This window comes from Paenibacillus sp. WC2504, from assembly GCF_052682475.1.
In genome coordinates, this window is record NZ_JBQZFH010000001.1 from 1,799,066 (window position 1) to 1,821,065 (window position 22,000).

22 protein-coding genes and 2 pseudogenes are annotated in these 22,000 nt (G+C 43.2%); 15 read left to right on the forward strand and 9 right to left on the reverse strand.

The genetic code is table 11. The features are described 5' to 3' along the window. Positions 1 to 7: 7 nt before the first annotated feature. The 3 genes from ACUN27_RS08130 (at position 8) to ACUN27_RS08140 (ending at position 2,924) form a co-directional block, all read left to right on the forward strand. On the forward strand, positions 8 to 1,378 hold the full coding sequence (locus ACUN27_RS08130; protein WP_445558712.1) for an ABC transporter substrate-binding protein: 1,371 nt from the start codon (positions 8 to 10) through the stop codon (positions 1,376 to 1,378). Positions 1,379 to 1,422: 44 nt separating this feature from the next. Next, the gene (locus ACUN27_RS08135; RefSeq protein WP_315952129.1) at positions 1,423 to 2,166 is read left to right on the forward strand and encodes a glycerophosphodiester phosphodiesterase; all 744 of its coding nucleotides are present in this window, start codon (positions 1,423 to 1,425) and stop codon (positions 2,164 to 2,166) included. A gap of 77 nt (positions 2,167 to 2,243) precedes the next feature. Then, entirely contained in the window at positions 2,244 to 2,924 is a 681-nt protein-coding gene (locus tag ACUN27_RS08140) for an MgtC/SapB family protein (RefSeq protein WP_445558713.1), read from the forward strand. A 763-nt stretch (positions 2,925 to 3,687) separates the two neighbouring features. Here ACUN27_RS08140 and ACUN27_RS08145 read toward each other — a convergent pair. Beyond that, positions 3,688 to 3,942, reverse strand: a pseudogene (locus ACUN27_RS08145) (SDR family oxidoreductase); the annotation flags it as partial. 103 nt (positions 3,943 to 4,045) lie between these two features. Then, the gene (locus ACUN27_RS08150) at positions 4,046 to 4,306 is read right to left on the reverse strand and encodes an Atu4866 domain-containing protein (RefSeq protein WP_445558714.1); all 261 of its coding nucleotides are present in this window, start codon (positions 4,304 to 4,306) and stop codon (positions 4,046 to 4,048) included. A 215-nt stretch (positions 4,307 to 4,521) separates the two neighbouring features. Between ACUN27_RS08150 and ACUN27_RS08155 the strand changes: the two are divergent. Then, positions 4,522 to 5,481, forward strand: a pseudogene (locus ACUN27_RS08155) (AraC family transcriptional regulator). 133 nt (positions 5,482 to 5,614) lie between these two features. Beyond that, on the forward strand, positions 5,615 to 5,746 hold the full coding sequence (locus tag ACUN27_RS08160; protein ID WP_445560606.1) for a hypothetical protein: 132 nt from the start codon (positions 5,615 to 5,617) through the stop codon (positions 5,744 to 5,746). Positions 5,747 to 6,487: 741 nt separating this feature from the next. Here the strand turns inward: ACUN27_RS08160 and ACUN27_RS08165 are convergent. The 3 genes from ACUN27_RS08165 to ACUN27_RS08175 all read right to left on the reverse strand — a co-directional run bounded on the left by ACUN27_RS08165 (position 6,488) and on the right by ACUN27_RS08175 (position 8,655). Then, positions 6,488 to 6,706 (reverse strand): hypothetical protein, encoded by a 219-nt coding sequence (locus ACUN27_RS08165; RefSeq protein ID WP_157319068.1) that lies wholly within the window; start codon positions 6,704 to 6,706, stop codon positions 6,488 to 6,490. Positions 6,707 to 6,732: 26 nt separating this feature from the next. Further along, entirely contained in the window at positions 6,733 to 7,245 is a 513-nt protein-coding gene (locus tag ACUN27_RS08170) for an acyl-CoA thioesterase (protein WP_028554763.1), read from the reverse strand. Positions 7,246 to 7,773: 528 nt separating this feature from the next. Beyond that, on the reverse strand, positions 7,774 to 8,655 hold the full coding sequence (locus tag ACUN27_RS08175; protein WP_445558715.1) for a MerR family transcriptional regulator: 882 nt from the start codon (positions 8,653 to 8,655) through the stop codon (positions 7,774 to 7,776). A gap of 189 nt (positions 8,656 to 8,844) precedes the next feature. Between ACUN27_RS08175 and ACUN27_RS08180 the strand changes: the two genes are divergently transcribed. Beyond that, on the forward strand, positions 8,845 to 9,753 hold the full coding sequence (locus tag ACUN27_RS08180; protein WP_315952115.1) for a methyl-accepting chemotaxis protein: 909 nt from the start codon (positions 8,845 to 8,847) through the stop codon (positions 9,751 to 9,753). Between the two features lie 196 nt (positions 9,754 to 9,949). Then, complete coding sequence (locus ACUN27_RS08185) at positions 9,950 to 10,147, forward strand: hypothetical protein (protein WP_315952113.1); 198 nt, start codon at positions 9,950 to 9,952, stop codon at positions 10,145 to 10,147. 348 nt (positions 10,148 to 10,495) lie between these two features. On the opposite strand, the gene ACUN27_RS08190 is transcribed toward ACUN27_RS08185, so the two are convergent. The 3 genes from ACUN27_RS08190 to ACUN27_RS08200 form a co-directional block, all read right to left on the reverse strand. Beyond that, positions 10,496 to 11,515 carry a Rieske 2Fe-2S domain-containing protein gene (locus tag ACUN27_RS08190; protein ID WP_445558716.1) on the reverse strand — a complete coding sequence of 340 codons (1,020 nt, stop codon included), beginning with the start codon at positions 11,513 to 11,515 and terminating at the stop codon, positions 10,496 to 10,498. 226 nt (positions 11,516 to 11,741) lie between these two features. Then, the gene (locus tag ACUN27_RS08195; RefSeq protein ID WP_445558717.1) at positions 11,742 to 12,641 is read right to left on the reverse strand and encodes a MerR family transcriptional regulator; all 900 of its coding nucleotides are present in this window, start codon (positions 12,639 to 12,641) and stop codon (positions 11,742 to 11,744) included. A gap of 218 nt (positions 12,642 to 12,859) precedes the next feature. Beyond that, entirely contained in the window at positions 12,860 to 13,012 is a 153-nt protein-coding gene (locus ACUN27_RS08200) for a hypothetical protein (protein WP_445558718.1), read from the reverse strand. Between the two features lie 456 nt (positions 13,013 to 13,468). On the opposite strand from ACUN27_RS08200, the gene ACUN27_RS08205 reads away from it, so the two are divergent. The 6 genes from ACUN27_RS08205 to ACUN27_RS08230 are packed head-to-tail and all read left to right on the forward strand — an operon-like array spanning position 13,469 to position 20,887. Beyond that, complete coding sequence (locus ACUN27_RS08205) at positions 13,469 to 14,749, forward strand: TIGR02328 family protein (RefSeq protein WP_379174459.1); 1,281 nt, start codon at positions 13,469 to 13,471, stop codon at positions 14,747 to 14,749. A gap of 23 nt (positions 14,750 to 14,772) precedes the next feature. Then, complete coding sequence (locus ACUN27_RS08210; RefSeq protein WP_315952108.1) at positions 14,773 to 16,278, forward strand: phytoene desaturase family protein; 1,506 nt, start codon at positions 14,773 to 14,775, stop codon at positions 16,276 to 16,278. After that, entirely contained in the window at positions 16,262 to 17,659 is a 1,398-nt protein-coding gene (locus tag ACUN27_RS08215; protein WP_445558719.1) for an aldehyde dehydrogenase family protein, read from the forward strand. Before ACUN27_RS08210 ends, ACUN27_RS08215 begins: the two co-directional genes overlap by 17 nt. A 33-nt stretch (positions 17,660 to 17,692) precedes the next feature. After that, positions 17,693 to 18,178 carry a glycosyl-4,4'-diaponeurosporenoate acyltransferase CrtO family protein gene (locus ACUN27_RS08220; RefSeq protein ID WP_445558720.1) on the forward strand — a complete coding sequence of 162 codons (486 nt, stop codon included), beginning with the start codon at positions 17,693 to 17,695 and terminating at the stop codon, positions 18,176 to 18,178. An 18-nt stretch (positions 18,179 to 18,196) separates the two neighbouring features. Then, positions 18,197 to 19,723, forward strand: a complete 1,527-nt coding sequence (locus ACUN27_RS08225) for a phytoene desaturase family protein (RefSeq protein ID WP_315952103.1) — start codon at positions 18,197 to 18,199, stop codon at positions 19,721 to 19,723. Positions 19,724 to 19,771: 48 nt separating this feature from the next. Continuing rightward, positions 19,772 to 20,887, forward strand: a complete 1,116-nt coding sequence (locus tag ACUN27_RS08230) for a glycosyltransferase family 2 protein (RefSeq protein WP_445558721.1) — start codon at positions 19,772 to 19,774, stop codon at positions 20,885 to 20,887. 166 nt (positions 20,888 to 21,053) lie between these two features. Here ACUN27_RS08230 and ACUN27_RS08235 read toward each other — a convergent pair whose 3' ends face one another. After that, entirely contained in the window at positions 21,054 to 21,161 is a 108-nt protein-coding gene (locus tag ACUN27_RS08235) for a tryptophan-rich sensory protein (RefSeq protein ID WP_315952101.1), read from the reverse strand. A gap of 116 nt (positions 21,162 to 21,277) precedes the next feature. On the opposite strand from ACUN27_RS08235, the gene ACUN27_RS08240 reads away from it, so the two are divergent. Together ACUN27_RS08240 and ACUN27_RS08245 are read left to right on the forward strand one after the other, a co-directional pair. Continuing rightward, positions 21,278 to 21,430 carry a DUF6756 family protein gene (locus ACUN27_RS08240; protein WP_379174460.1) on the forward strand — a complete coding sequence of 51 codons (153 nt, stop codon included), beginning with the start codon at positions 21,278 to 21,280 and terminating at the stop codon, positions 21,428 to 21,430. A gap of 68 nt (positions 21,431 to 21,498) precedes the next feature. Next, positions 21,499 to 21,801 carry a hypothetical protein gene (locus tag ACUN27_RS08245; protein ID WP_445558722.1) on the forward strand — a complete coding sequence of 101 codons (303 nt, stop codon included), beginning with the start codon at positions 21,499 to 21,501 and terminating at the stop codon, positions 21,799 to 21,801. Positions 21,802 to 22,000: the final 199 nt, after the last annotated feature.

Genomic DNA, 22,000 nt, shown 5'->3' on the forward strand with positions numbered 1-22,000 from the left:
AGAAACAATGGAAAAAAAAGGGCTTACGGGTTTAGTTTTAGCGGTAACGATGCTTTTACTTGCGGCATGCAGCGTAAATATGGGGGAAGGTTCAGAAAGCAAGAAACCAGAGGCAACGAAATCTGGAGCAGCTGAAGCTAGCGGTCCGAAGAAAGTCGTTTTCTGGCATGCGATGGGAGGAGCAAATACGAAAGTTGTTGATCAACTGGTCGCCGATTACAACGCATCTCAGAATAAAATCAAGGTAGAAGCAGTGTATCAAGGAAATTACGACGACTTGCTTAGCAAGCTAAAGGCGTCGATGGGTACAAGCGAAGGACCTTCGGTTGTCCAGATGTATGAGATAGGCAGTCGCTTCATGATTGATTCCAAAGCAATTACTCCGATGCAAAGCTTCATTGATGCGGATAAGTGGGATTTGTCACAGCTGGAGCCCAACATCACTGGTTACTATACGTTAGGTGGCAAACTTTACTCGATGCCGTTCAACACGTCGAATCCGGTTCTTTATTATAACAAAGATTTATTTAAAGCTGCTGGCCTTGATCCTGCGAAACCGCCAAAAACTTTCGAGGAATTAAAAGTTGCTGCAGATGCCATATCCAAATCTGGTAAAGCTACTGGGGCAAACTTTGCTATTTATGGCTGGTTCATGGAGCAGTTCTTTGCCAATCAGGGCGCCGAATACGTAAACAATGGAAATGGTCGGACATCTAATGCAACCCAATCTCTGGTGAATACGGAGCCAGGTGTGAAGGTACTGACATGGTGGAAAGATCTGATCGACACCAAAGCGGCTAACAATCTAGGACGCAAAACGGACGATTCCAAAAAAGCATTTTCAGCAGGTCAAGTAGGTATGATTCTGGAATCCACAGCGGCACTTAAGGGACTTGTTGACAGCGCCAGCGGCAAATTCGAAGTCGGGACCAGCTTCTTGCCGAAACCGACAGATGCGAAAGATGGCGGTGTTATCGTCGGTGGAGCCAGCTTATGGATCATGAATAACCGCCCGGATGATGAACAAAAATCCACGTGGGATTTTATCAAATATTTGACTACACCTAAAGAACAGGCTTACTGGCACGTCAATACGGGATACTTCCCAATTACCAAAAAAGCCTATGACGAAGACATTGTAAAGGAAAATCTTAAAAAGTTTCCTCAGTTCCAGACAGCGATTGATCAACTACACCAAACGAAGTTGAACACGGCAACGCAGGGTGCGGTAATGGGGGTATTCCCTGAAGCAAGACAAATTGTAGAAGGGGCGATCGAAGAAGTACTCAACAACAAGAAGTCGCCGAAGGAAGCATTGGATGCAGCGGAAAAAGAAATCACATCGAAGATACAAACGTACAACAAAACAGTCAAGTAAATATTAGGAAAGGCTTGAGTCCACAAGCTGGAAAGGAAAAAGGAATGCTTATTAATAAACCAATGATTATTGCACACCGTGGGGCCAAAGGAATGGCTCCAGAAAATACGCTCACTGCCTTCCGGTTAGGGTTAACACAGGGATGTGAAGGAATTGAGCTTGACATTCATTTGACCGCCGACGAGGAAATCGTCGTGTGCCATGATATGACGTTAGACCGGACTACAAATGGGAAAGGCCTAATCGTAGAGAAAAGCTTATCGGAAATCAAAACCTTTGATGCTGGTCATTGGTTTGACGAGGAGTTCAAAGGGGAGACTGTGCCTACTTTGGACGAAGTCTTTGATCTAGTACCCGATAACATTATGATTAACGTGGAAGTTAAGTACGCATATGAAGGCAGAATAGAGCGTAAGTTAGTTGAATTTCTGCGCAGACGTAACCGTTTGAGTAATGTAATCGTTTCATCTTTCGACCATAAGTGTGTCAGAAGGATTAAACAAATGGAATCTGAAGCTAAGATTGGTCTTTTGTATCAAACCGCATTGCTTGATCCTACCGCATACGCACGTAGCTTTGATGTGGAGGTGTACTCGCTTCATCCTTACTTTCAAATGTTGGATTCGGAGGATGTGCTGAAGGCGACAGAGAGTGGGCTTTATGTCTACCCTTATACGGCCAACGAAGTAAAAGATCTGTTGAAGTTAACTGATTTTGGGGTTACGGGCATCATTACGGATTTCCCTGGCAAGCTGAAAGCTTTGTTGCAAGACAGGGAATCTCTGTAACAACATAACATACTATGAGTAAAGCCCCGGTTCACGGGGTTTTACTCTTCATTTATTTGGAGAAATGAGGATCAGATATGAGCCTACTTGTATTGGAGAAGCTTAGCATGGCGCTATTATTAGGCTTGCTGATCGGGATAGACCGCCAACTCAAACATAAGCCATTAGGTATGAAAACGAGTATGGTGATTTCAGTAGCGAGCTGCTTGATCACTATTGTATCTATAGGAGCTGTTCAAAAATACTCCATTCCCGGATTTACGAATATGGATCCTATGAGATTAGCAGCTCAAATCGTCAGCGGAGTGGGTTTTATAGGGGCGGGCGTTATTTTAAGACGTAGTAATGAGATTATTTCGGGACTAACGACAGCGGCTTTGGTATGGGCAGCATCCGCTCTTGGCATCGCAACTGGAGCAGGATTTTTTCTAGAGGCGACGATAGCCGTCATTCTCATTATTTTGGCTATCAATCTATTTCCGATATTTATCAAGCTGCTAGGCCCAAGAAAGTTAAGGGAAAAGGATTTGGCTGTCAATATTGTATTCAGTCCTGATGGGAATATGTCCACACTTATTGATGAGATCTGCGCGGAATACATGAAGGTGAAGCATATCAAAATCAAAGACTTGAACGAGAACCAACAAATACAATTAGTTATTTCAACTGCAGACAAACATCGTACGACGACGGTTTATAGCAAAATCAAGAATATCAAATATGTGCTCGCTGCCGAAGTTGAAACGATAAGCAATTAGGAGCTCAACACTATTTAGGTAGTATCCCACTTGTTAGCAATCAAGTAGCATATTACTAGAATGATAGACGACGGATAACGATAGCTCAATATACTCCTAGGAACTGCAGCCGGCAAAAGGCATCGTTTTCTCATTTTTTTCTTTTTTGAATTTGGGTCGGTCTATGTCATTATATAATCACTAGTTGTATCTGGCTACCTTAACATTAGTGGGGACAAATCCTATATTTAAGCAATTACATGTGAATAATGTGCAGGTTAAACATATGAGTAAACAGAAGTCGATATTTAAATTGCTCGTAAAACTGGCACGAATCTTAGTTAGCTTGGTGCATTCCAAAGAGTCATTCACTCCTGAAAAAACAGTTATTCCGTATACTCACGCTGCCTAACATCTTCGAACTAATGTAAATTGATTCATTCGCAGGACTTCAAAAAAGAAAGCACGGAGGACCGAGTTCGTTCTTCCTAAGGGCACAGCCCCATCCGCTAAACGCTATCGGTCCCCACACCTTAAATAGGTGTAACGAAGGAATGTAAGGGCGTCGACCCGTAGAGCCTTGGGATGGTCAATCTCCAGGGGATTGTGGAGTATGCGTGCAGTAGATTACTGGAATGGCAAAATATTCCAATGTTTCTTCTATTCCCGCATCCCTTAGAAAGGTTCATTACGGTCTCAACAACCTAGTACTCTTAAGATTACTATATTTCAAGGTGATGAAATCCTGCGAATGAATGAGTTTACGTGAGATAAACCCTTAATCGGACGCTGGGAGAGCGTTTCGACGGTATGTGCTCATCAGCTCCTTGGCCTCAGCATCTGTAATACTTTTCGCGAGCTCGGATTCCGTCACGCCCGGTGAAATGAGCGTTACTTGTATATCTCTGCCCGTCTCTTGCCGTAAGCCCTCAGTGATCGCACGCACGGCATACTTGGTTGCACAATATACCGCTGCTGTGGGAGAGACTTCATAGGCACCGATGGAAGCGACATTGATTATATGGCCGAAGCCTTGCTCCCCGTAATAACAACTACTTTCCCTTTAACTCCTGACACTGGACATCTCTCCTTATTGTTCAACTTTCTTAAACTGCGACGTGTTAAAAGAATATAAAGCTGCTTCAGCGCTGCTCCTTTCGATAGAGCACCATGCCCGCGTGGTAGAGCACCGAGTCACGAAAATCGCCGTCGGCTGTGAAGCCAATATCATCCACATATTCAATATGATCGCCCTCAATGGTGTAACGTCCCTGATAAGCGCTCTTGCGATTGCCTCGTGCTTCGTCATACCGCCAGTTTGGCAGTAGCTCATGTCGGATGTATCCATCCTTTGTCACCCACATGCCAACATAGCGATGCGGTTTGGGAATGCTGTTGCTCATGTCAACCTCTCGTCTCGTGCATGAATCTTAAGATTACGATCAACTGAAGGAGATGGACCTAGTAGCCTCTCATCAAGCAGACCGCTTGTTACAAGATAATTATGGCTCCAATCGCGGAAGAGGCGGTAGCTGGATATTACGTTGGTCTTACCTAATCCTCCAGCATATTCTATTGTTGAGATAAGTACGGAGAGAATGTGAGGTATTACATACATATGGATGAAATGTCCTTTAAGCAGCGTCAGGAATTGATACAGTTGATCGATCGGTTCGCAGGGCATGACGGAACGCACGAGACGCTGATTCCCGCCTTGCGTTTGATTCGCGCGTCGCATTTATCTGAGCCGGTGTATTCCGATTATGAGCCCTCCCTTTGCATCGTTGCTTATGCTGGGGAAAGAGAGCTTCCAGTACGACCCGGATAGCTATTTAACAGCTTCCGTGCATTTGCCCATTACAGGACAAGTTATCGAGGCTTCTAGGGAAGCACCGTATCTAAGCCTTCAACTGCAATTCGATATGACCCAGATTCTCGAGGTCATTCAAGCCTCCGGGCATATAGGATATAGCAAACGCGAATCCGGTGGGGGCTTGGTGGTCAGCCGAATGAATGATACACTCTACGATACTGTGCTGCGTCTTGTGAAAATGCTGGAGACGCCACAAGATATTCCTGTAATGGCATCTTATGTCATCCGTGAACTTATATACCGAGTTCTTCAGAGTGAACAAAATGCAGCGCTAAAGCAGTTTGCTTAATCGGCAGCCATGCACAGCGGATTGCGAAGGTCATTGAGCGCCTAAGCCGCGACTTTGCTTTGCCGCTGCGCATAGAGGAATTAGCTGAGGAGGCTCGGATGAGCGCCTCTACTTTATATGACTACTTCAAGGAAGTAACAGGAATGAGTCCGATCCAATACCAGAAACAGATTAGGCTGCAGGCGGCGCGCCGGTTGCTCTTAACCGAAACAGCCGAGGCGGCCGAGGCGGCATTTCAGGTCGGCTACGAAAGCCCCTCCCATTTTAGCCGCGAGTACGCATCCGTCGCTTGCGCGATACCCTGTTTGAGATCCGACAGTTTTAAGATATTAGCTTCTCTGGAATATACTCAGTCAAGAATTACGCTATGGGGATACGGTTGCTTCACGGCAACTCCTTTATTCTTAATTATGTAACGAGTATCATAGTGGACATTTAAGCAATATTATATGAGTTGAAATCCGCTCACCATGATAGTAGAAAATTGGATGCTTTTATTAACAAAAAAGGTAATTCCGAGTAGTTCATTATAGCATCGAGGGTAATACTATTTTTAACGACTTAAAATATAACGATTATAAGGTTGAAATTCGATATGACACAACAAAAGACAAATTCGGTGCGCCAGTAGTAAGGACATACACATGTGAGAAATTAAATTATCCGGCGACACAAACATAGGTGCATAAATCGTGGTGATAATGGGATCGTCTCCAAAATCCTCCACTTGGCAGGGAGCATTACCATCTAGATCCCCGGTTGGATCGAGCTCGATGTCCACGGCACCGCCAACTTGATTGCGATATTCCTTCTTCACGGGCAACACGTACCGGCCTCCTCTCGTTGAGAAGATGCTTTCCTGCAAATAACTGCGGTATTTGGACAATGCAATGTCGAGTTTCTTACGAATGCGGTCGTCGAATATGTTTATTTTTTGCGGACACGCGACAAAGTTTCAAATGAATGCCTCCTTTTTAGGTACAAAAAAAGCGGACTGGAAACCACAATCGTTTCCAGTCCGCTTAGGGAGAATCTAATGACAGCATCACATGCAACCTGCCGGTTCACTCGCGTACGCCAAGCAAAACATGTTTCACTATGAAATTGCTAGCTAAGAACAACCTCAGACATTAAAATTTCTCCTTTATATTCCTCTACTGCAAGTATACCCTTATCATATGCGAGTCCAGTCTGGATATCGTGCGAGAAAATAGCATAAATCCAACTTTCGATGAGATAAAATTTTATTGAGGTCTTTCGTAGTTGAGCAACCGCGTTCAGATGTAGGTTTATTCGCCAACTGCAGCCGCCGAATTTGATCTTTTATATTGATTCCCGATTTACTACAGCTCAAAGATACAGAATTACAACGCTATGAAGTCAAGTTATGGTTCCTGAATAGTGCCGTTATTATCGGAGAACTCAGGATTTAATAAGCTCTTTTTTCCAAAACTCAATTACAGTATGGTCGGATAATTGCATGGAGGCCCATGAGTTTTTACCTTTAAAGCCTAGATTCTCCATGATTTCCACGATGTGATCCACTTTCGAATTATCTACTCTCAGTTCCATGGATAATGCATTTTTTAAGATGTAGGAGTATTCATTCATTTCATCAACAGTTGTTTGAAAACTAGTCATTTATTCTTCCCCTTTCCTAGATATGTTCATTCCCACGGATACTTTGTGACCAAATAGTGAGCGAAATTTTTACTTGCTTCTCTTCTGGTTTTACGCATTTCCGCGCGGTGGCTTGCAGTCTCGTATAGCTTTCGTTCCTCTTCGGTTTCTGGCAGGATTCTGGGTACAGGGATTGGATTGTTGCATTCATCAAGTCCAACGAAGGTTAAAAACGAAGTTGCAGCTATATCCCTTTTTCCAGTGCGCAAATCTTCCGTAATAACTTTGACGAAAACTTCTATGGATGTTTTGCCCGTCCAAGTGACGAAGGATTCCAAGGATACATAATCCGTCGGACGGATCGGTTTCAGAAAATCGACGGAGTCCGTAGAAGCCGTCACTGCAGTCACCCGACATAATTTGGAAGCCGTAATAGATGCGATATCGTCGATCAGGGACATGAGCTTACCGCCGAACATCGTGTTGTGGTTATTGACATCCAGCGGAAACACTCTTGAAGTTTTGAAGCATCTAGTCTCTCTAACATATTTCTGTTCCAACATTGTTCCTCCCCATCCATTTTTATTATAGAATGCCCTCAGGAGGAATATTTAACATATACAATCACCAAGGCGTCGGTCAAAAAGAGGATATGGAGGAAGGTAAACTCGTGACAGTCGTTATTACTGCACGGCCGGATACACCGCAATTAGCTGCAATTGTTACGGAGTAACCTAAGTTCCTCTAGTCTACGAACGGCATACTTCACAAAGGGGGAAGTCACACGAGAACCATCAACTTTAACGTGATTAAGCCGAGCTCTGTTTATTTTCAGCAGGATGATTCTGTCACTTCCTGTGGGCCAATATGCAGCAGCATATTTCTATGCATATTATAAATTAAATTGATCTTAGCAATAGGGGCGCACCAACTTTTAAACCAACTTCACCGCAGGACCTCGCTATGTACAACTTGGAATCAGCCATCGGCAAGCCGTATGATGAAAGAACTCACGTACTGATTTCGAACATGATTGCAAACCGAAACATATACCTAGCTTGCTACTTATTCTCACGCTGAGCCGCCGATTATGTTTGATCGCTTTGCCAGTTCTCCCATTCTTCAAGATCCAAATAACGAACATTAGTCTTCTCTTGACGCAATTCGCTGCAGCTGAAAGCAGCCCCCCCAAGAAGAAACCGTAGTCCGGGATAGCTTCGTCTGGTAGCATCGATCCATGCCATAAGCTTCTGCACATGTCGACGGTCCGTCACAGATGCGGCAACAAACCCCACCGGATGGCTTCGAAGAATGCCATCCAGATCCTGCAATGGTGTATCAGGTCCTAAATACAAAACCTCAGCCCCGCGCTTTCGCAAAAAGAGACTGAACCACATCAGTCCAAGATGGTGGCGCTCTCCTTCGGGACAAAAAGCGAGTACGACAGGCAAAGTCGGATTTACGGGGAAAACCCGGAAAAGTGCAGACAACCTTCGCATAATCGTTTCTGAAGTGAAATGCTCCTGAGCCACACTGATAGTTCCTGCCTCCCAATCTGCTCCAATCCGGTACATGATGGGAGCAATAATCCGCTGGAATGCTTCCTCAAGGTCGAATAAAGCAAATGCAAGATCTATTGTTTCGTCCGCTTGAGCGGAATGGAATTGAATTAAATCGAGATACAGCTTCTCGACAAGGCCGTCATAGGCGCGGATTGACTCGGGCCGATCTGTGGGCAGTTCCTCAGAGACAGAATCGCTCTGCAGAAGCCTCGCCGCCGCGCTAATTTTCAGTCCGTTTTCCTCTATTTGTCGCTTCAAGAATCGAAGCCTTGACAGATCTTCTTCACTTAGGATACGGTGCCCGCCATCACTGCGGCTCGGAGATATAACCCCGTAACGGTTCTCCCAGGCCCGAATGGTTACCACGGGGATACCCAGCAATTCGGACGCTTTCTTCATACTATACATGATTTCTTTTCCTCCTCCACTTAATTATACACAATCGATACAAAATGACGATGGTTTGAATGGTTACACTCGTTTAATTTAATAGATCAGGAATGATCTTGTTATTTTTGTATAGTTTATGTACAATTATAATTAGAAAATCTATACAAAACAATAAACATCCCCCATTAACTAATAGAGGTGACTTCCTTGATCGATGTACATGAAGATAAGAAGCTTCAAACTGTGCTGGCTGCTATTGAAAGCTCTTTAGCCATGATTGAATTCGACACAGATGGCAAGGTACTCTGGGTCAACGAACACTTTGCCCAATCCATGGGCTATCAGCCATCGGAAATGAAGGGAATGCGACATGCCTCTTTCTGTACGCCGGCATTTCGAAGCAGCCCGGAGTATCTCAAACTGTGGGAAAGCTTGCGATGTGGGAAAACCTTTCAGGATAAAATTCAAAGGGTCCGCAAAGACGGTCGTCTTATCTGGCTTGAAGCGACCTATATGCCAATTATCGGGGATAAGGGCATCCCTGTTAGTGTACTCAAGATTGCAACGAACATTGATGCACGCGAGCAACTGGCTACCCGACTGACAGGAAACCTGCTGCGGATGTCCGACGAGCTGCTGAGTCGGGCCCAAGAAGGCAAGGAAAGCAGCAAGCAGATCAAGGAATCCGTTGACAGCGTAGCAGCCATTTCCGAGGAGAATATGGTAATTTTGCTGCAGCTAGAGCGTCAATCCGATTCAATTCGCGGAATCGTAAGGCTGATTAAGGACATTTCCTCCCAAACGAATCTCCTTGCTTTGAACGCGGCAATTGAAGCGGCTCACGCAAAGGAGTACGGCCGCGGATTTGCAGTAGTCGCAGGCGAAATTCGCAAACTGGCCGCCCAGGTTGAACAGGCTACCCGCGAAGCGAACGCATATGTCGAAGGCATCGAGACTCGCGTCCGAGAGATTGGAGAAAGCACGAAACGCTCTCGAACAGCTGCGGAAGAAAGTCGAAGACGGATTCAGCAAGCCGTTGAAGCTTTTGAGGGTATCGGGGAAGCCGCACATGATCTTGACGGGCAAGCGAAAGAGATGAAGTTGATTTTGACTTAAAAGGACAGGCCGATAATCAGATGTGGAAGACCAATGAGCTGCCTTGGCTATGGACTGGGTGAACTACTAATAGAATTCAAAGCCGAAGGGGTGCGCAACAACGTGATGCTTCCCCCTGTAGCAAACCTGATACGAATCAGAAACGCCTTGTATCAGGCAGGTGAATGCTCGCTGACGATCAAGGAGTTTGGGGCTCGTGAGCTTCTGGATTTTTGCAACGATCACTTCTGCGAAAACAAGAGGGAGGCTGTACGCACTGGATCGGCTATGCAGGTTGAAAGCGGTTGAAGAAGCAGCGTCCCTCCGTAACAAGACATTTCTTAATTTTATACCGACATCCATCTATTCGCCGGAATTTGGCTTAAGGTCCAAGGTCGAACTAGCCAACCGTTAAGGTGGGACCCTGCGCTCTTTGTCTTTGAAGTCATCGAAACCAAGAAAACGGAGGATGTGGCGCATTTGAAGCGTAATCTGGCGTTTTACAAGAAGAAAAGTTTTCAATAACGCGCTTGACGACGTCTGCCAAGGCTATAGTACTGTGGAAGAGCTTGCGCTTGCCGAGCTCGGTCCGCATTACATGAAACTGGAACGAACATACGTCAATGGAAACAAACCCGCTGGGAATTCAGAGGCCCTTGAAAAGTCCCTTAGATCTAAAAAAAGGTAAGCCCCTCAAAAAAAACTGAGGAGGCTGTACCTTTTTCTTGTATATTAAATGCCAAGAAATAATGTCTTAGCAATTTTAATGATATTCTGCATCATAACGAAGTCCATCAAGTTTAATCTTCTGTTCATCTCCAGTGAGAAAATCGTACCACCGCTGCCGAAACCTCACTTGAGGGCCGTCAGCAGGTACATGCGCTTCCATACGTAACGCCTCTGGAATTGGTCTTGGATGCTGACTCTCGACAATCGTACGGTCCTCTTCCAGTACCTTGGCGCTGTATCTGGAAAAAATCGTATTCATGCCTGGGACAGATTTTGCAAAGTTTCGCCCTGCCAAACCGAAAATTGCGGTCTTATTTTCATCAATGGGAGTGAAGGTGACGTAGTTGAAAATTTTGTTTCTCGTCTGATTGGGGAGTGTTAAAATCCATTGCTGCGGAAATTGATAATGAAGCAAACCGTTACCATTTTTCACGTGGATATGCTCCCCGTCGGCCTCGAAGGTGATTTGAATCTCTTCCTTTGATTTTTTTCCAATGGACGCACGATGTACGATCGGTACATGTGCAACATCGATAACACTTTCAATGACGCGCGTAAGATGCGCTCGCCATATAGCTGCGTATGGGGCAGCGGTATACTTCGAATCATCGAGTTCGGGGAAAATAAGCAGGTCGGGTATTTCTGCAGCAGCATTGCCTGTATCATTTGCTTTCGGATACACCCACACCAGTCCAGCGCGTTCTGTGACAGGATAGGTAAACGTATGGGCAAACGCGGGAATGGGACGATTGGGGTGAGCTGGGATATCGATGCATCTTCCGTCGGTATCGAACCTCCATGCATGATATGGACAGACCAATTGTCCATCGCGGCATGACCCGAGCGACAAATCAGCACCGCGATGCGGACAATAAGCGTGCATGGCAATAACGTTAAGGGCACGGTCACGATACAAAACGAGATCTTTCCCAAGCAATCTACGTTTGATTGGGATTTTGTCCAGATCCTTTGACCACGCTACTGCATACCAAGCAACAGGAAACACCTTTTGGTCAATTTCTCGCACTTCGTGGTACACCCTTTTGTTGACCACTTAGAACCCCTCACTTCGGTTTTAGTTTAGTATTTCGTTTCAAACAACCCCAACAGGTCTAACTACATCAGATATAAATAAAATTTAAAAGTCCCAAAAAATCAGATTGCCATCCGCCAGTAAAACTATTTGGTTATGCGCCGCAAATGTGGTAAATAACTTTTATTCGATAGCAGTTAAATAATCCGTACGTGGAGCAACGCGCTAAGAGGTATCAATAAGCTCGTTAGATATTCGAATTATTTACTATTGACGCGAACCATTTCTCCCAGTCTTCATAATTTCCAGTTATAACATACGGCGATAAGGATGGAGGAAATAAGTCTAACTTACGCCCACTTAGTACGAATTTGATCTTGGGGAATCGTTCTTTGCAGATTGTTATCCAGTCGTCCAGTTCTGCAGTAAGGGTAGAACTACTTAAAGAAACAGCAACAATAGATATATTTTTCTTTTCTATGATATCCATAAGTCCCGAATAAGGTGTATTGGGACCTAGATAGATTACCTCTAGGCCTCTTTTGCGCAAAAATAAAGAAAATAACATCAGACCTAAATGATGTAGTTCTCCTTCAGGGCAGAAAGCGATCACTCTAGGATTGTTATATCGAATAGGCAATATCCTAAAGAATTGTTGAAATCTTGCAAGTATAAGTTCTGATGCGAAATGTTCCTGGGCAACTTTTACTACCCCAGACTCCCATTGTTCGCCTATCCGGCAAAGCACGGGAGTTAAAATGTTATGAAACACAGTTTCAAAGGGAAACAATGAAAAGGCAAAATCAATAAGCGTATTCGCCTTTTCTCCATCTAGGTCTACTAGACTTTGATAAAGTTTATCAATGAGGTCATCATGATAAGTAAATTTGTTTATAGAGGCATTTTTCCCTCTATTCGCAATTGAGCTCTCTCTTTGTTTTAATATACTAACAGCTTCGCTAATTTTAATGTGCTTGTTGTTCATCTCATCTTTAAGCCATTTTAATATCTCGATATCTGCTTCGTTGTAATTTCGATGCCCCCCGTCTGTTCGAGTAGGCGATATAATATGATAGCGATTTTCCCAGGCCCTTATGGTAACTACAGAAATACCTACTATTTCAGATACCTTTTTAATACTGTACATCTCGTTTTTGCCCTCCACTCACTCATCACAGCTACAAAAATTATTAAGTGGAACTATTGATTCTAAATATGAAATCCAGCCTTCAGATAACGTATCTGAAGGTACTGCCAGTAAAAGCAACAGTTTTTGTGATGATTACCAAAGCGCAAATCAGCAGAAGGCTTAATCGCAAATGATAGGATAAGCACGGCAGTATAGATAATGGATGCTCCAAGGAATCATGGAATAATAATAGCGCTAGAAGGAACGGAATTGCAAATACGAATCGGGCTTAGGCTAACTCCTTGAAAGACAATGTTCGTAACAACTTGAGGCGTGCAGCCGTACCGCAGCCCCATAGCAACGCCGCGACGGTGGCCATTAGTTGCCATGACGGAATGTTTCGTTGAAAGTCACGAAGCGAGCCCAGAACTGCCCCGAGAGATGAGCAAGAGCATAAGCTGCTCTTGCTTTTGCAGTCGCGCGAATAATTGATCCTTGATAGTTCACCTAAAATTATTGTTGGACGTTTCTGTGGTTCTCTCATCGATTTTCGATATAATTTGTATATGTTTTGTATAGGTTTATTATATCAATTGTGCTTGAATTTTGTAAATAATTCAATGATATTATTCGTTTAGGTGGTTTTTGGTCTGGTTTTAGGCGAAATCAATGGAATATAGACAGAACTGACATGAATATGTATAATTATTGTATAGTTTTTTTGATCCTTCAGGAGGTATGCGGAAGATGACAATAGATCCTGTAGGCTTTGAAAAAGAAATGCTCAATCCCAACACCCCGAAGCTTAGGTTAACCGACCGCCTACTGCTGGTTAGGAGATATCGATGAGATTATGGCATGAATCCCTTATTTCTTTTTTACCGAGACAACAATTGCTTGGGCAGCATCGAGAATGTTGCGCTTTACGTGGAAATGGGTGGGGGAAGCCCCATTCAACGGTGAATTATGTTTTTGCTTACGAGCCTGAGCGACTTTTTTCTTACCATGTTATCGTGATGGTTGAAATGAAGAAACGCGGATTCTGCGTAGATAAAAATTGGGAGAATCCCCTGTATCGCGGCAAGCAATGCGAGCCTTATACCTCTAACCACTTTAAGCTATTTTGGCAATGGGACAGTCCTATTTATCCTGAACATAACAGGGCTTATTTAGTTGATTGTTTGGAAAATCTTCTTACTAAAGGGATTCATATTAAAATGGATCAAATTACCACTCGGTATTTAAAGGATCAAGAGGTGGTCAATATGGACTCAGCTCGGTTGCAAGCCGATTTTGCATATTGTGAAACGATTATTAAGAAACATTCCAAAAGTTTTTACTACGCATTTTCGCAACTTCCCAAAGAAAAAGCAAATGCAGTATATGCCATTTATGCTTTTTGTAGAACTGCAGATGACTGTGCAGATTCAAACCAACCGTTTGTTGAAAAGCTCGAATCTCTTCAGCGATTAAAGAAAGATCTAGATTTATTCAGGACACATGCAGAATTGGATCATCCACTATGGCGTGCGCTCAGACAAGTTTTTACGGATTATAACATGGACATCCAACCTTTTTACGATCAACTGACAGGGCAATGGATGGATATGAATTTTACCATTCCCCAAAACATGCATGAGCTTGAAAGCTACAGTTACTATGTTGCTGGTTCGGTAGGCTTGATGCTGCTGCCGGTCCTTGCATCAAGATCAGCGGAGGAGCTGCGTCCATCAGCCATAGACCTGGGAACCGCCATGCAAATAACGAACATTCTGCGAGACATCGGTGAAGATCTTCATACCAAGGAACGGATCTATTTGCCCGAAGAAGAAATGGAGCGATCCGGGTATACCCAAAAGGATTTGCGGCATGGTCTCATAAATGAGAATTTTGTTCGCCTGTGGGAGAGACTCGCTGAACGCGCTGAATCCTTATATAACCTTTCCTACAGCAGCATAGATCTCTACGACGATGACAGCAAGATGCCTCTCTTACTTTCTGTTGGCATGTACAGAGGCATATTGGACGCTGTCCGAAGTAATAATTATGACTGTTTCTCAAAGCGCAACTTTGTAACCAAGGAAAATATGATTAAAATCAGTGCTGCTGTTTACAATTGCTCCTAAATTGCTGAAAGGTGTTGTGTAAGTTGTCGATAAATAAAAGCGTACTTATAATCGGAGGCGGGCTTGGAGGCTTATCGGCTGCCATATCTCTTCAGCAAAGCGGCTATAGTGTTTCTTTATACGAACAGAACCATCATATTGGAGGTCGATTGAATCGGCTCGAGCAAGATGGCTTCGGGTTTGATCTCGGTCCATCCATTCTAACGATGCCGCATGTCTTTCAAAAATTATTTGCTGCCAGCGGTAAAAATATGGATGATTACGTCCCTACTATGAAACTGAAGCATCAGTGGAGATCTTTTTTTCCGAGTGGCAATATGATTGATCTGCATGACGATATGGGAGTAATGAAAGCGAAGAATCCATCACTGAATGAGCAGGATATGACCGAATACAAGAATCTACTCGAATATTCCAAAAAACTTTATACGATGACAGAGCTTGGATACTTTAATCATGGTGCTGATAATACGAAAGATATCGCACGATATAATGGCGTGTTCAATGCACTGAAGAACTTTGATTTGTTTTCAACGGTACATAAGTCCATTGCGAAGCGAATAAGCGATCGGGATCTGCGGGTCATGCTTTCCTATTTCACCAAGTATGTAGGGTCTTCACCTTATGATGCGCCGGCTGTATTAAATATGATGATCTATATGCAGCATCAACAAGGCGTATGGTATGTTCCTGGTGGAATGCACATGCTTGCCCGTGGTTTAGTGCAGTTGGCGAAAGAAATAGGCGTGTCGATTCATACTGGAAAACGGATTGTTCAGCTCCATAAGAAAGAAGGCAGTATTACAGGGGCAGTGCTGGAAGATGGAATGGAATTGTCGGCTGATCACTATATTTCCAATATGGAAGTCATTCCGTTCTATGAGCAACTGTTACAGGAAGAAAAGCGTTTTATCCAAAAGTTGAAAACGAAATACGAACCTGCAAGTTCTGGGCTTGTCCTACACCTGGGGGTGAAGAAAGCGTATCCCCAGCTTGCCCATCACAATTTTTTCTTCGCAGAAAATATGAAACAGCAAATGGACAAAATATTTCACCGGCATGAATTGCCGGATGACCCGGTCATTTATCTGGTGAATGTCAATAAAACGGATCCTACTCAAGCGCCCGAAGGGCATGAGAATTTAAAAGTATTGCCCCATATTCCCTACATTCAGGATAAGCCGTTTACACCACAAGATTACGAGCGTTTTGAAGAACGGGTATTAATAAAATTGGAGAGAATGGGACTTGAAGGTTTGCGCGATAACATTGTGACAAGGGACGTATGGACACCTGAAGACATTAAACGTGCCTATGGTACCGACCGTGGCGCCATTTACGGAACGCTCTCGGATCGAAAAAAAAATAAAGGCTTCAAGCATCCAAAACAAAGCACGCGCTATGACAATCTTTACTTTGTCGGTGGGACGGTAAACCCGGGCAGCGGAATGCCTATGGTTACATTAAGCGGTCAGCAAGTACGGGATATCATCGTGCGAAGGGATGCGGACAATGGCTCAACAGGATAGTACTGGTCTGCAGTCATTATTGGAAAAGCAGCAAGACGATATGATTTCAAATGCAGTTCCTACCGTGAGAGAACGAAAGAAAACGCTTTTGAAATTGAAACGGTTGCTTGTAGATCAGGAAGCAGCACTTATTGAAGCCTTAGTGACCGATATGAGAAGGCCAGCATTTGAAGCTTTCTCATTCGAAATAGCACTTTTGTTGAATGAGATTGACTACGTATGTCGGTCATTAACAAAGTGGATGCGCTCAGAGCGTTCCATTCATAGTAAATTTGGATACATCGAGACTATTCGCAAAAAGCGGAGCCCTTTCGGAAGTGTTCTTATCATCAGTCCATGGAATTATCCGCTTCAGCTTGCCTTAATGCCAGCCATCAGCGCGATTGCAGCTGGAAACCGCTGCGTCATTAAGCCATCGGAGTACGCGCCGGCTACAAGTAAACTGCTACAAAGGGTGATTAGTCAAACCTTTTCGCCCGAAGTTCTGACGGTTGTTCCCGGGGATGTGCAGACTGCAAAACAGTTAATTTCACGGCCGTTTAATCTCATTTTTTTTACGGGAAGTCAAGAGACGGGAAAGGCAGTATCCCAGCAGGCGGCCAAACAGCTTATACCTGTCATAACGGAGCTAGGAGGCAAAAATCCTTGTATATTGGATGAAACAGGGTACTCCCCTGAGGCGATTCGCGAAATCGTGTGGGGAAAATTTCTTAATGCAGGACAGACGTGTATTGCACCGGATACGCTCTTTGTACACGAATCGATATACGCAAAAACACTTTCGGAAATTGAAGCAGTACTTTTGTCGTTTTACGGGGATCATGCTAAGGAGAGTAAAGACTATGGAAGAATTTGTAATCGTGCACATTTTGAAAAACTGCTCCATGTCCTCACACAGGGCAAAATAAGGTTCGGGGGCGATTTTAATGCGGAGGAATTATTCATAGCCCCAACCGTATTAACAGATATTCCAAGTGAGAGTCCCATTTGGCATGATGAAATTTTCGGTCCGATTCTCCCTGTCATTCCCTATGCAAACCTGGAATCCTTATTACATCAACAGGTGATCCAGCGTGATGCATTGGTCGCGTATATATTTAGTAAGCATAAGCCATGCATCAAGCTATTGGAAAATCACATGCGATCGACAACCATCAGCATCAATCAAGTCATCCAGCACGGTGCAAATCCGCATGTTGCATTTGGCGGTGTAGGGCGAAGCGGACATGGCAGTTATCACGGCAAGGCAGGTTTTCAAGCGTTCAGCTACGAGAAGACAGCATACAACGTATACCGCTACTTGACTGTACCAGGTAAATTTCCGCCATATTCGGATCAGAACCTGCACATTGTGAAGAAATTTAGAAAATGGCTTTTATAAGAGAGAAAATGGACTGTATGGAGGAGGATTGCTGTGCCACCATTATCGTTTCCTGTCATATGGACTGTAATGATTGACATTTTCGCCTGGGCTTTTTTTCATATATTCGTGTCGGTTTTGTGCTTAAAACTGCCCTTGTCTTTCTTTTTGAAAGAAAGTGCATGGTTTCGAACGTTCGTCTGGGAGAAATCGGGGAAGGTATGGCAACGGATATTTCGCGTAAAAAGCTGGAAAGGGCGTCTTGTCGACGGGACTGTGATATTAAAAAAAGGATATGAAAAAAAGAAATTGCACGGCACTAGCATAGATGACTTGAAAGTGTTCGCCGCAGAAACCAGACGGGCAGAAATGACTCACTGGCTTTCAATTGTGCCTGCTCCCTTATTTTTTATATGGAATCCCATATGGGCAGGTTGGATCATGATTCTCTACGCGGTAATGTTCAACTTGCCATTTATTATCGTACAGCGTTATAACCGCGGACGCATTGATGCGATCACATTATCAACAAGTCGATAGGAAGGGGGAATATTTCAAATGGACAAGAAAGTGATTGTGATCGGTGCAGGTGTCGCCGGGCTTGCTACTGCAATAAGATTGCAGCACGCCGGTTACCGGGTTGAAATCTATGAGAAAGAATCCTTACCGGGCGGGAAAATGAATCGAATTGAAACAGGTGGCTACAAGTTTGATTTAGGACCAACAATCGTCATGATGCCGGAATTGTACAGGGAGATTTTTGAACTTTGCGGCCGTAATCCTGATGATTATATTCCCATGGAGAGATTGGACCCAATGTATCGGGTTTACTACAGTGATACCCCCGATGAGACGTTCGATATTTCCTCTGATCTGGTGCAACTGGCGAAGACGATAGAAAAAATCAGCGAGGAGGACATGGAGGGTTTCTTTCTTTATTTAAACGAGATTTATAAACGCTTTATGCTTGCAAAGAAGAGCATTATTCAAAGACCCTTTCGTAAATCCCGTGATTTTTACAACCTGCCCATGTTGAAAAAAGCACTTCAATTGAAGACGTTGGACACAGCAGATCATTTTATGAGCAAATATTTGAAAAATGAACGACTAAAACAGCTGATCAGCTTTCAGACCTTGTACATTGGCATTTCACCTTTTAAAAGTCCTTCGTTTTACACCATGATTCCCATGCTTCAATTTCTATATGGCGTATGGTTTATTAAAGGTGGCATGTACACGATGGCTCAGTCTATGGAGAAGCTCTTTAAAGAACTGGGGGGCACTATTCTCTACAACAAAAACGTGCAGGAAATAAGCATTCAAAATAAAAAAGCGACTGGCATTATCGTAGACGGTGAGAAGGTTTCCGCGGATTATGTCGTATGTAATGCAGACTTTCCCTACGCGATAAAAAAACTGGTGAAAGACCATGCCGCTAAAGGTAAATACACAGACAAAAAGATTGATAACATGAAATACTCCTGTTCTTGTTTTCTTTTATATCTAGGTATGGACAGAAAATATGACGAGATAGAGCACGTACATAATTTTATTTTTAATAAAGATCTCAAAAAAAATCTGCATGACATTTTTGCCGGAAATAAACTGACCGAAGCTTCCTTCTATGTCTATATCGCTTCGAAAATGGATGCTTCGCTTACGCCCGATGGAAAAGATGGCTTATACATATTGATGCCGGTGTCCAATCTAGTCACGGCCAAGTATACATGGAATGAGGACACGATTCGTGACTACCGATCCTACATTTTAAATACGTTAAGAAAGATAAGCGGGTTTGAAAATATTGATCAAGAAATTGTTACGGAAACCTATATTACACCGCTTGATTTCGAATCGAAGTTCAATGCCTATCATGGTGCCACTTTCGGTTTAATGCCCGTCCTGTCTCAAAGCAACCATATGCGTCCGCAAAGCAAAGCAAAAGATTGTGAGCATCTGTACTTTACGGGCAGCAGCACTCATCCGGGCGCAGGAGTTCCGATTGTGTTGTTGTCAGCTAAAATTACAGCGCAGGAACTGATTCATGATGACCAAGGGATTATATACGACTATTCTGGGAAGTAATGCATGCATGAGCAAAATCCTGCGCTAACCTCTTGAGGAGGAAATTCCATGACAGGCTCTGAAGGGCTTAATCTTATTATTGGTTCCTTGGCTGTTCTAGTTGGCGTTATGATGTTCTGGTCTTTGCCGCTTCTTCAAACAAGGAAGAAAGTAAATCAGTTGCCATATGTATCAATCATTATTCCAGCCAGAAATGAATCGGGTCGAATTTCTCCTCTGCTACAATCGTTACAAAACCAATCGTTTCAGTCATTTGAAGTTCTAGTCGTTGATGATCATTCAACAGATCATACTGCTACGATTGCAGAGAGTTTCGGTGCAAAAGTTCTACAAAACAAGGCAGTCGACTCAGGCTCAGGTAAATCCATGGCTTGTTGGCATGGTGCGCTCCACGCTAAAGGGAGATGGCTCCTTTTCTTAGATGCAGATACATCGCTAATGAATGTAGAAAGCCTGATTTGTTTGCTCAGTTTCTACCAACAAAAAGGTGCTAAAGGGATTTTATCTCTACAGCCTTATCATACCGTGCATCGATTATATGAAAATCTTTCGGCGATTTTTAACATAATTGTTATTGTTGGAATGAATGTATATTCTTTCTGGGGGCCCAGGTTCAAAACTGCAGGTTCATTTGGTCCGTGCCTACTATGCAATAAAGAGGAATATTTATTTACGGGGGGGCACCAAAAAATTCTGGGTGCCGTATTGGATGATCTGGCACTCGGGCAGGCCTTTATGGATAAAAACCTACCTGTTCATTGTATGGGCGGAAAAGGCATCGTTTCTTTTCGCATGTACCCTGAGGGAATTAAAAGCCTTGTAGAGGGGTGGTGTAAAAGTTTTGCTGTTGGATCAAAATCAACGCATCCGTTCGTAATGTTGATGACCATTATTTGGATTTCCGGTAGTTTTATGACTACAGGAGCACTGATTTCGTCCATCTCGGCAAATAGCTTAACAGCGATGATCTTAAGCAGCACCTTGTATTTGACATATGTCTTGCAAACGATACAGTTTGCCCGCCGATGTGGCAATTTTAGTCGGTATATATTTTTGTTTCATCCGATTTTGTTTTTATTTTTCAGCGCAACATTCGTTTATTCTTTATTTCAGACATATATTCTACGTACTGTTAAATGGAAGGGGCGTAATATAGATGTGTAATGGGATGTATCCAGTCCTGTAAGGAGTACTTCAAAACATAGTAGTAATACCTATCATCATTATACTTTCCACCCCAGCCCTTAAAAGGATGGTAAATATCCGGCTAAACTTAGTCTAGAGCTCATGCAATCGTGCATGAGCCTTTTTTCATACTGTACGAGCGTGGCTATGAATTGAGCTTATAGATGGTCCAAGCTAAATAAGTTGCAAAGCAAGACCAAAGTAAATATGGAAACAGCAGCCACGCAGCTAGTGTAGAATAAGGAGCAGACATGTAGTTAGAGCTACAATTAAGCAGTCGAGAAAGGCTAAACGAAGATTTTTTAATTTGAATTGAATAAAAGTAAAAGATTGATTAGCAACATAGTTAATAGTGTTATTCCTGAACTTATGCATCTGAGGGATCATTACTTAGTTTCCAAAAAATACGATTGGCTATTATGCGTTAATCATCATGATATTGTGTTCGGATCAGGGTTAGAGGTAGTGAATAATATGAAAAAATTTGAGCAAAAGAACTCTGAAGAAATTATTAGAAGTTAATTGTTTCTGTATTTAGGAAACTTGGACATTCGCTGAAACGATAGTTCAGTCTTTAGAGGTGTAGGTGCATGCAGAGAGCAGATTGGATTCCATTACGTAACATAAGCGATAATGAAAAGATTTGGGCTGGGACAAAAGTAAAAATTTACAATGTTGGTTTGAATGTTTCAAATAAGAATCACGACTATTACGAAGATTTAGTGTCATTCATCTTTGATAACGACGAACATCTTCAGCTAACGAACCTCACACAAGGCAAGGCAGGAAATATTCTTTGTGTTGTTAAGAAACATACACCAAGCCATTATTCATTAGGAAAAACTCTTAAAGCTATGATTGGACTTGAAAATACATTTGTCTTTTTCGAGTAAAGTTGGCTGAACTAACGGGACACGTTAGCACAATAACATCAGGCTGCTAGCTTATTTGGGAACCTATTAATTAATTTTAATCCTGCAGTTGGTTTATGGTGCGGACGGATATCTCTTTTCGGGATGGTTTGTCCTATATCGTGACACAGTGCACGGTAGCGCTTTTTGCCAGCTTTACAACGCGGTTGCTATTTGGTAA

What these genes read in the sequence shown, in the direction of transcription:
- ACUN27_RS08130 (WP_445558712.1), top strand. Translation starts at nt 8, where the DNA reads ATGGAAAAAAAAGGGCTTACGGGTTTAGTTTTAGCGGTAACGATGCTT.
- ACUN27_RS08135 (WP_315952129.1), top strand. Translation starts at nt 1,423, where the DNA reads ATGCTTATTAATAAACCAATGATTATTGCACACCGTGGGGCCAAAGGA.
- ACUN27_RS08140 (WP_445558713.1), top strand. Translation starts at nt 2,244, where the DNA reads ATGAGCCTACTTGTATTGGAGAAGCTTAGCATGGCGCTATTATTAGGC.
- ACUN27_RS08150 (WP_445558714.1), bottom strand. Translation starts at nt 4,306, where the DNA reads ATGAGCAACAGCATTCCCAAACCGCATCGCTATGTTGGCATGTGGGTG.
- ACUN27_RS08165 (WP_157319068.1), bottom strand. Translation starts at nt 6,706, where the DNA reads ATGACTAGTTTTCAAACAACTGTTGATGAAATGAATGAATACTCCTAC.
- ACUN27_RS08175 (WP_445558715.1), bottom strand. Translation starts at nt 8,655, where the DNA reads ATGTATAGTATGAAGAAAGCGTCCGAATTGCTGGGTATCCCCGTGGTA.
- ACUN27_RS08195 (WP_445558717.1), bottom strand. Translation starts at nt 12,641, where the DNA reads ATGTACAGTATTAAAAAGGTATCTGAAATAGTAGGTATTTCTGTAGTT.
- ACUN27_RS08200 (WP_445558718.1), bottom strand. Translation starts at nt 13,012, where the DNA reads ATGGCAACTAATGGCCACCGTCGCGGCGTTGCTATGGGGCTGCGGTAC.
- ACUN27_RS08205 (WP_379174459.1), top strand. Translation starts at nt 13,469, where the DNA reads ATGAGATTATGGCATGAATCCCTTATTTCTTTTTTACCGAGACAACAA.
- ACUN27_RS08215 (WP_445558719.1), top strand. Translation starts at nt 16,262, where the DNA reads ATGGCTCAACAGGATAGTACTGGTCTGCAGTCATTATTGGAAAAGCAG.
- ACUN27_RS08225 (WP_315952103.1), top strand. Translation starts at nt 18,197, where the DNA reads ATGGACAAGAAAGTGATTGTGATCGGTGCAGGTGTCGCCGGGCTTGCT.
- ACUN27_RS08230 (WP_445558721.1), top strand. Translation starts at nt 19,772, where the DNA reads ATGACAGGCTCTGAAGGGCTTAATCTTATTATTGGTTCCTTGGCTGTT.
- ACUN27_RS08235 (WP_315952101.1), bottom strand. Translation starts at nt 21,161, where the DNA reads ATGTCTGCTCCTTATTCTACACTAGCTGCGTGGCTGCTGTTTCCATAT.
- ACUN27_RS08240 (WP_379174460.1), top strand. Translation starts at nt 21,278, where the DNA reads ATGCATCTGAGGGATCATTACTTAGTTTCCAAAAAATACGATTGGCTA.
- ACUN27_RS08245 (WP_445558722.1), top strand. Translation starts at nt 21,499, where the DNA reads ATGCAGAGAGCAGATTGGATTCCATTACGTAACATAAGCGATAATGAA.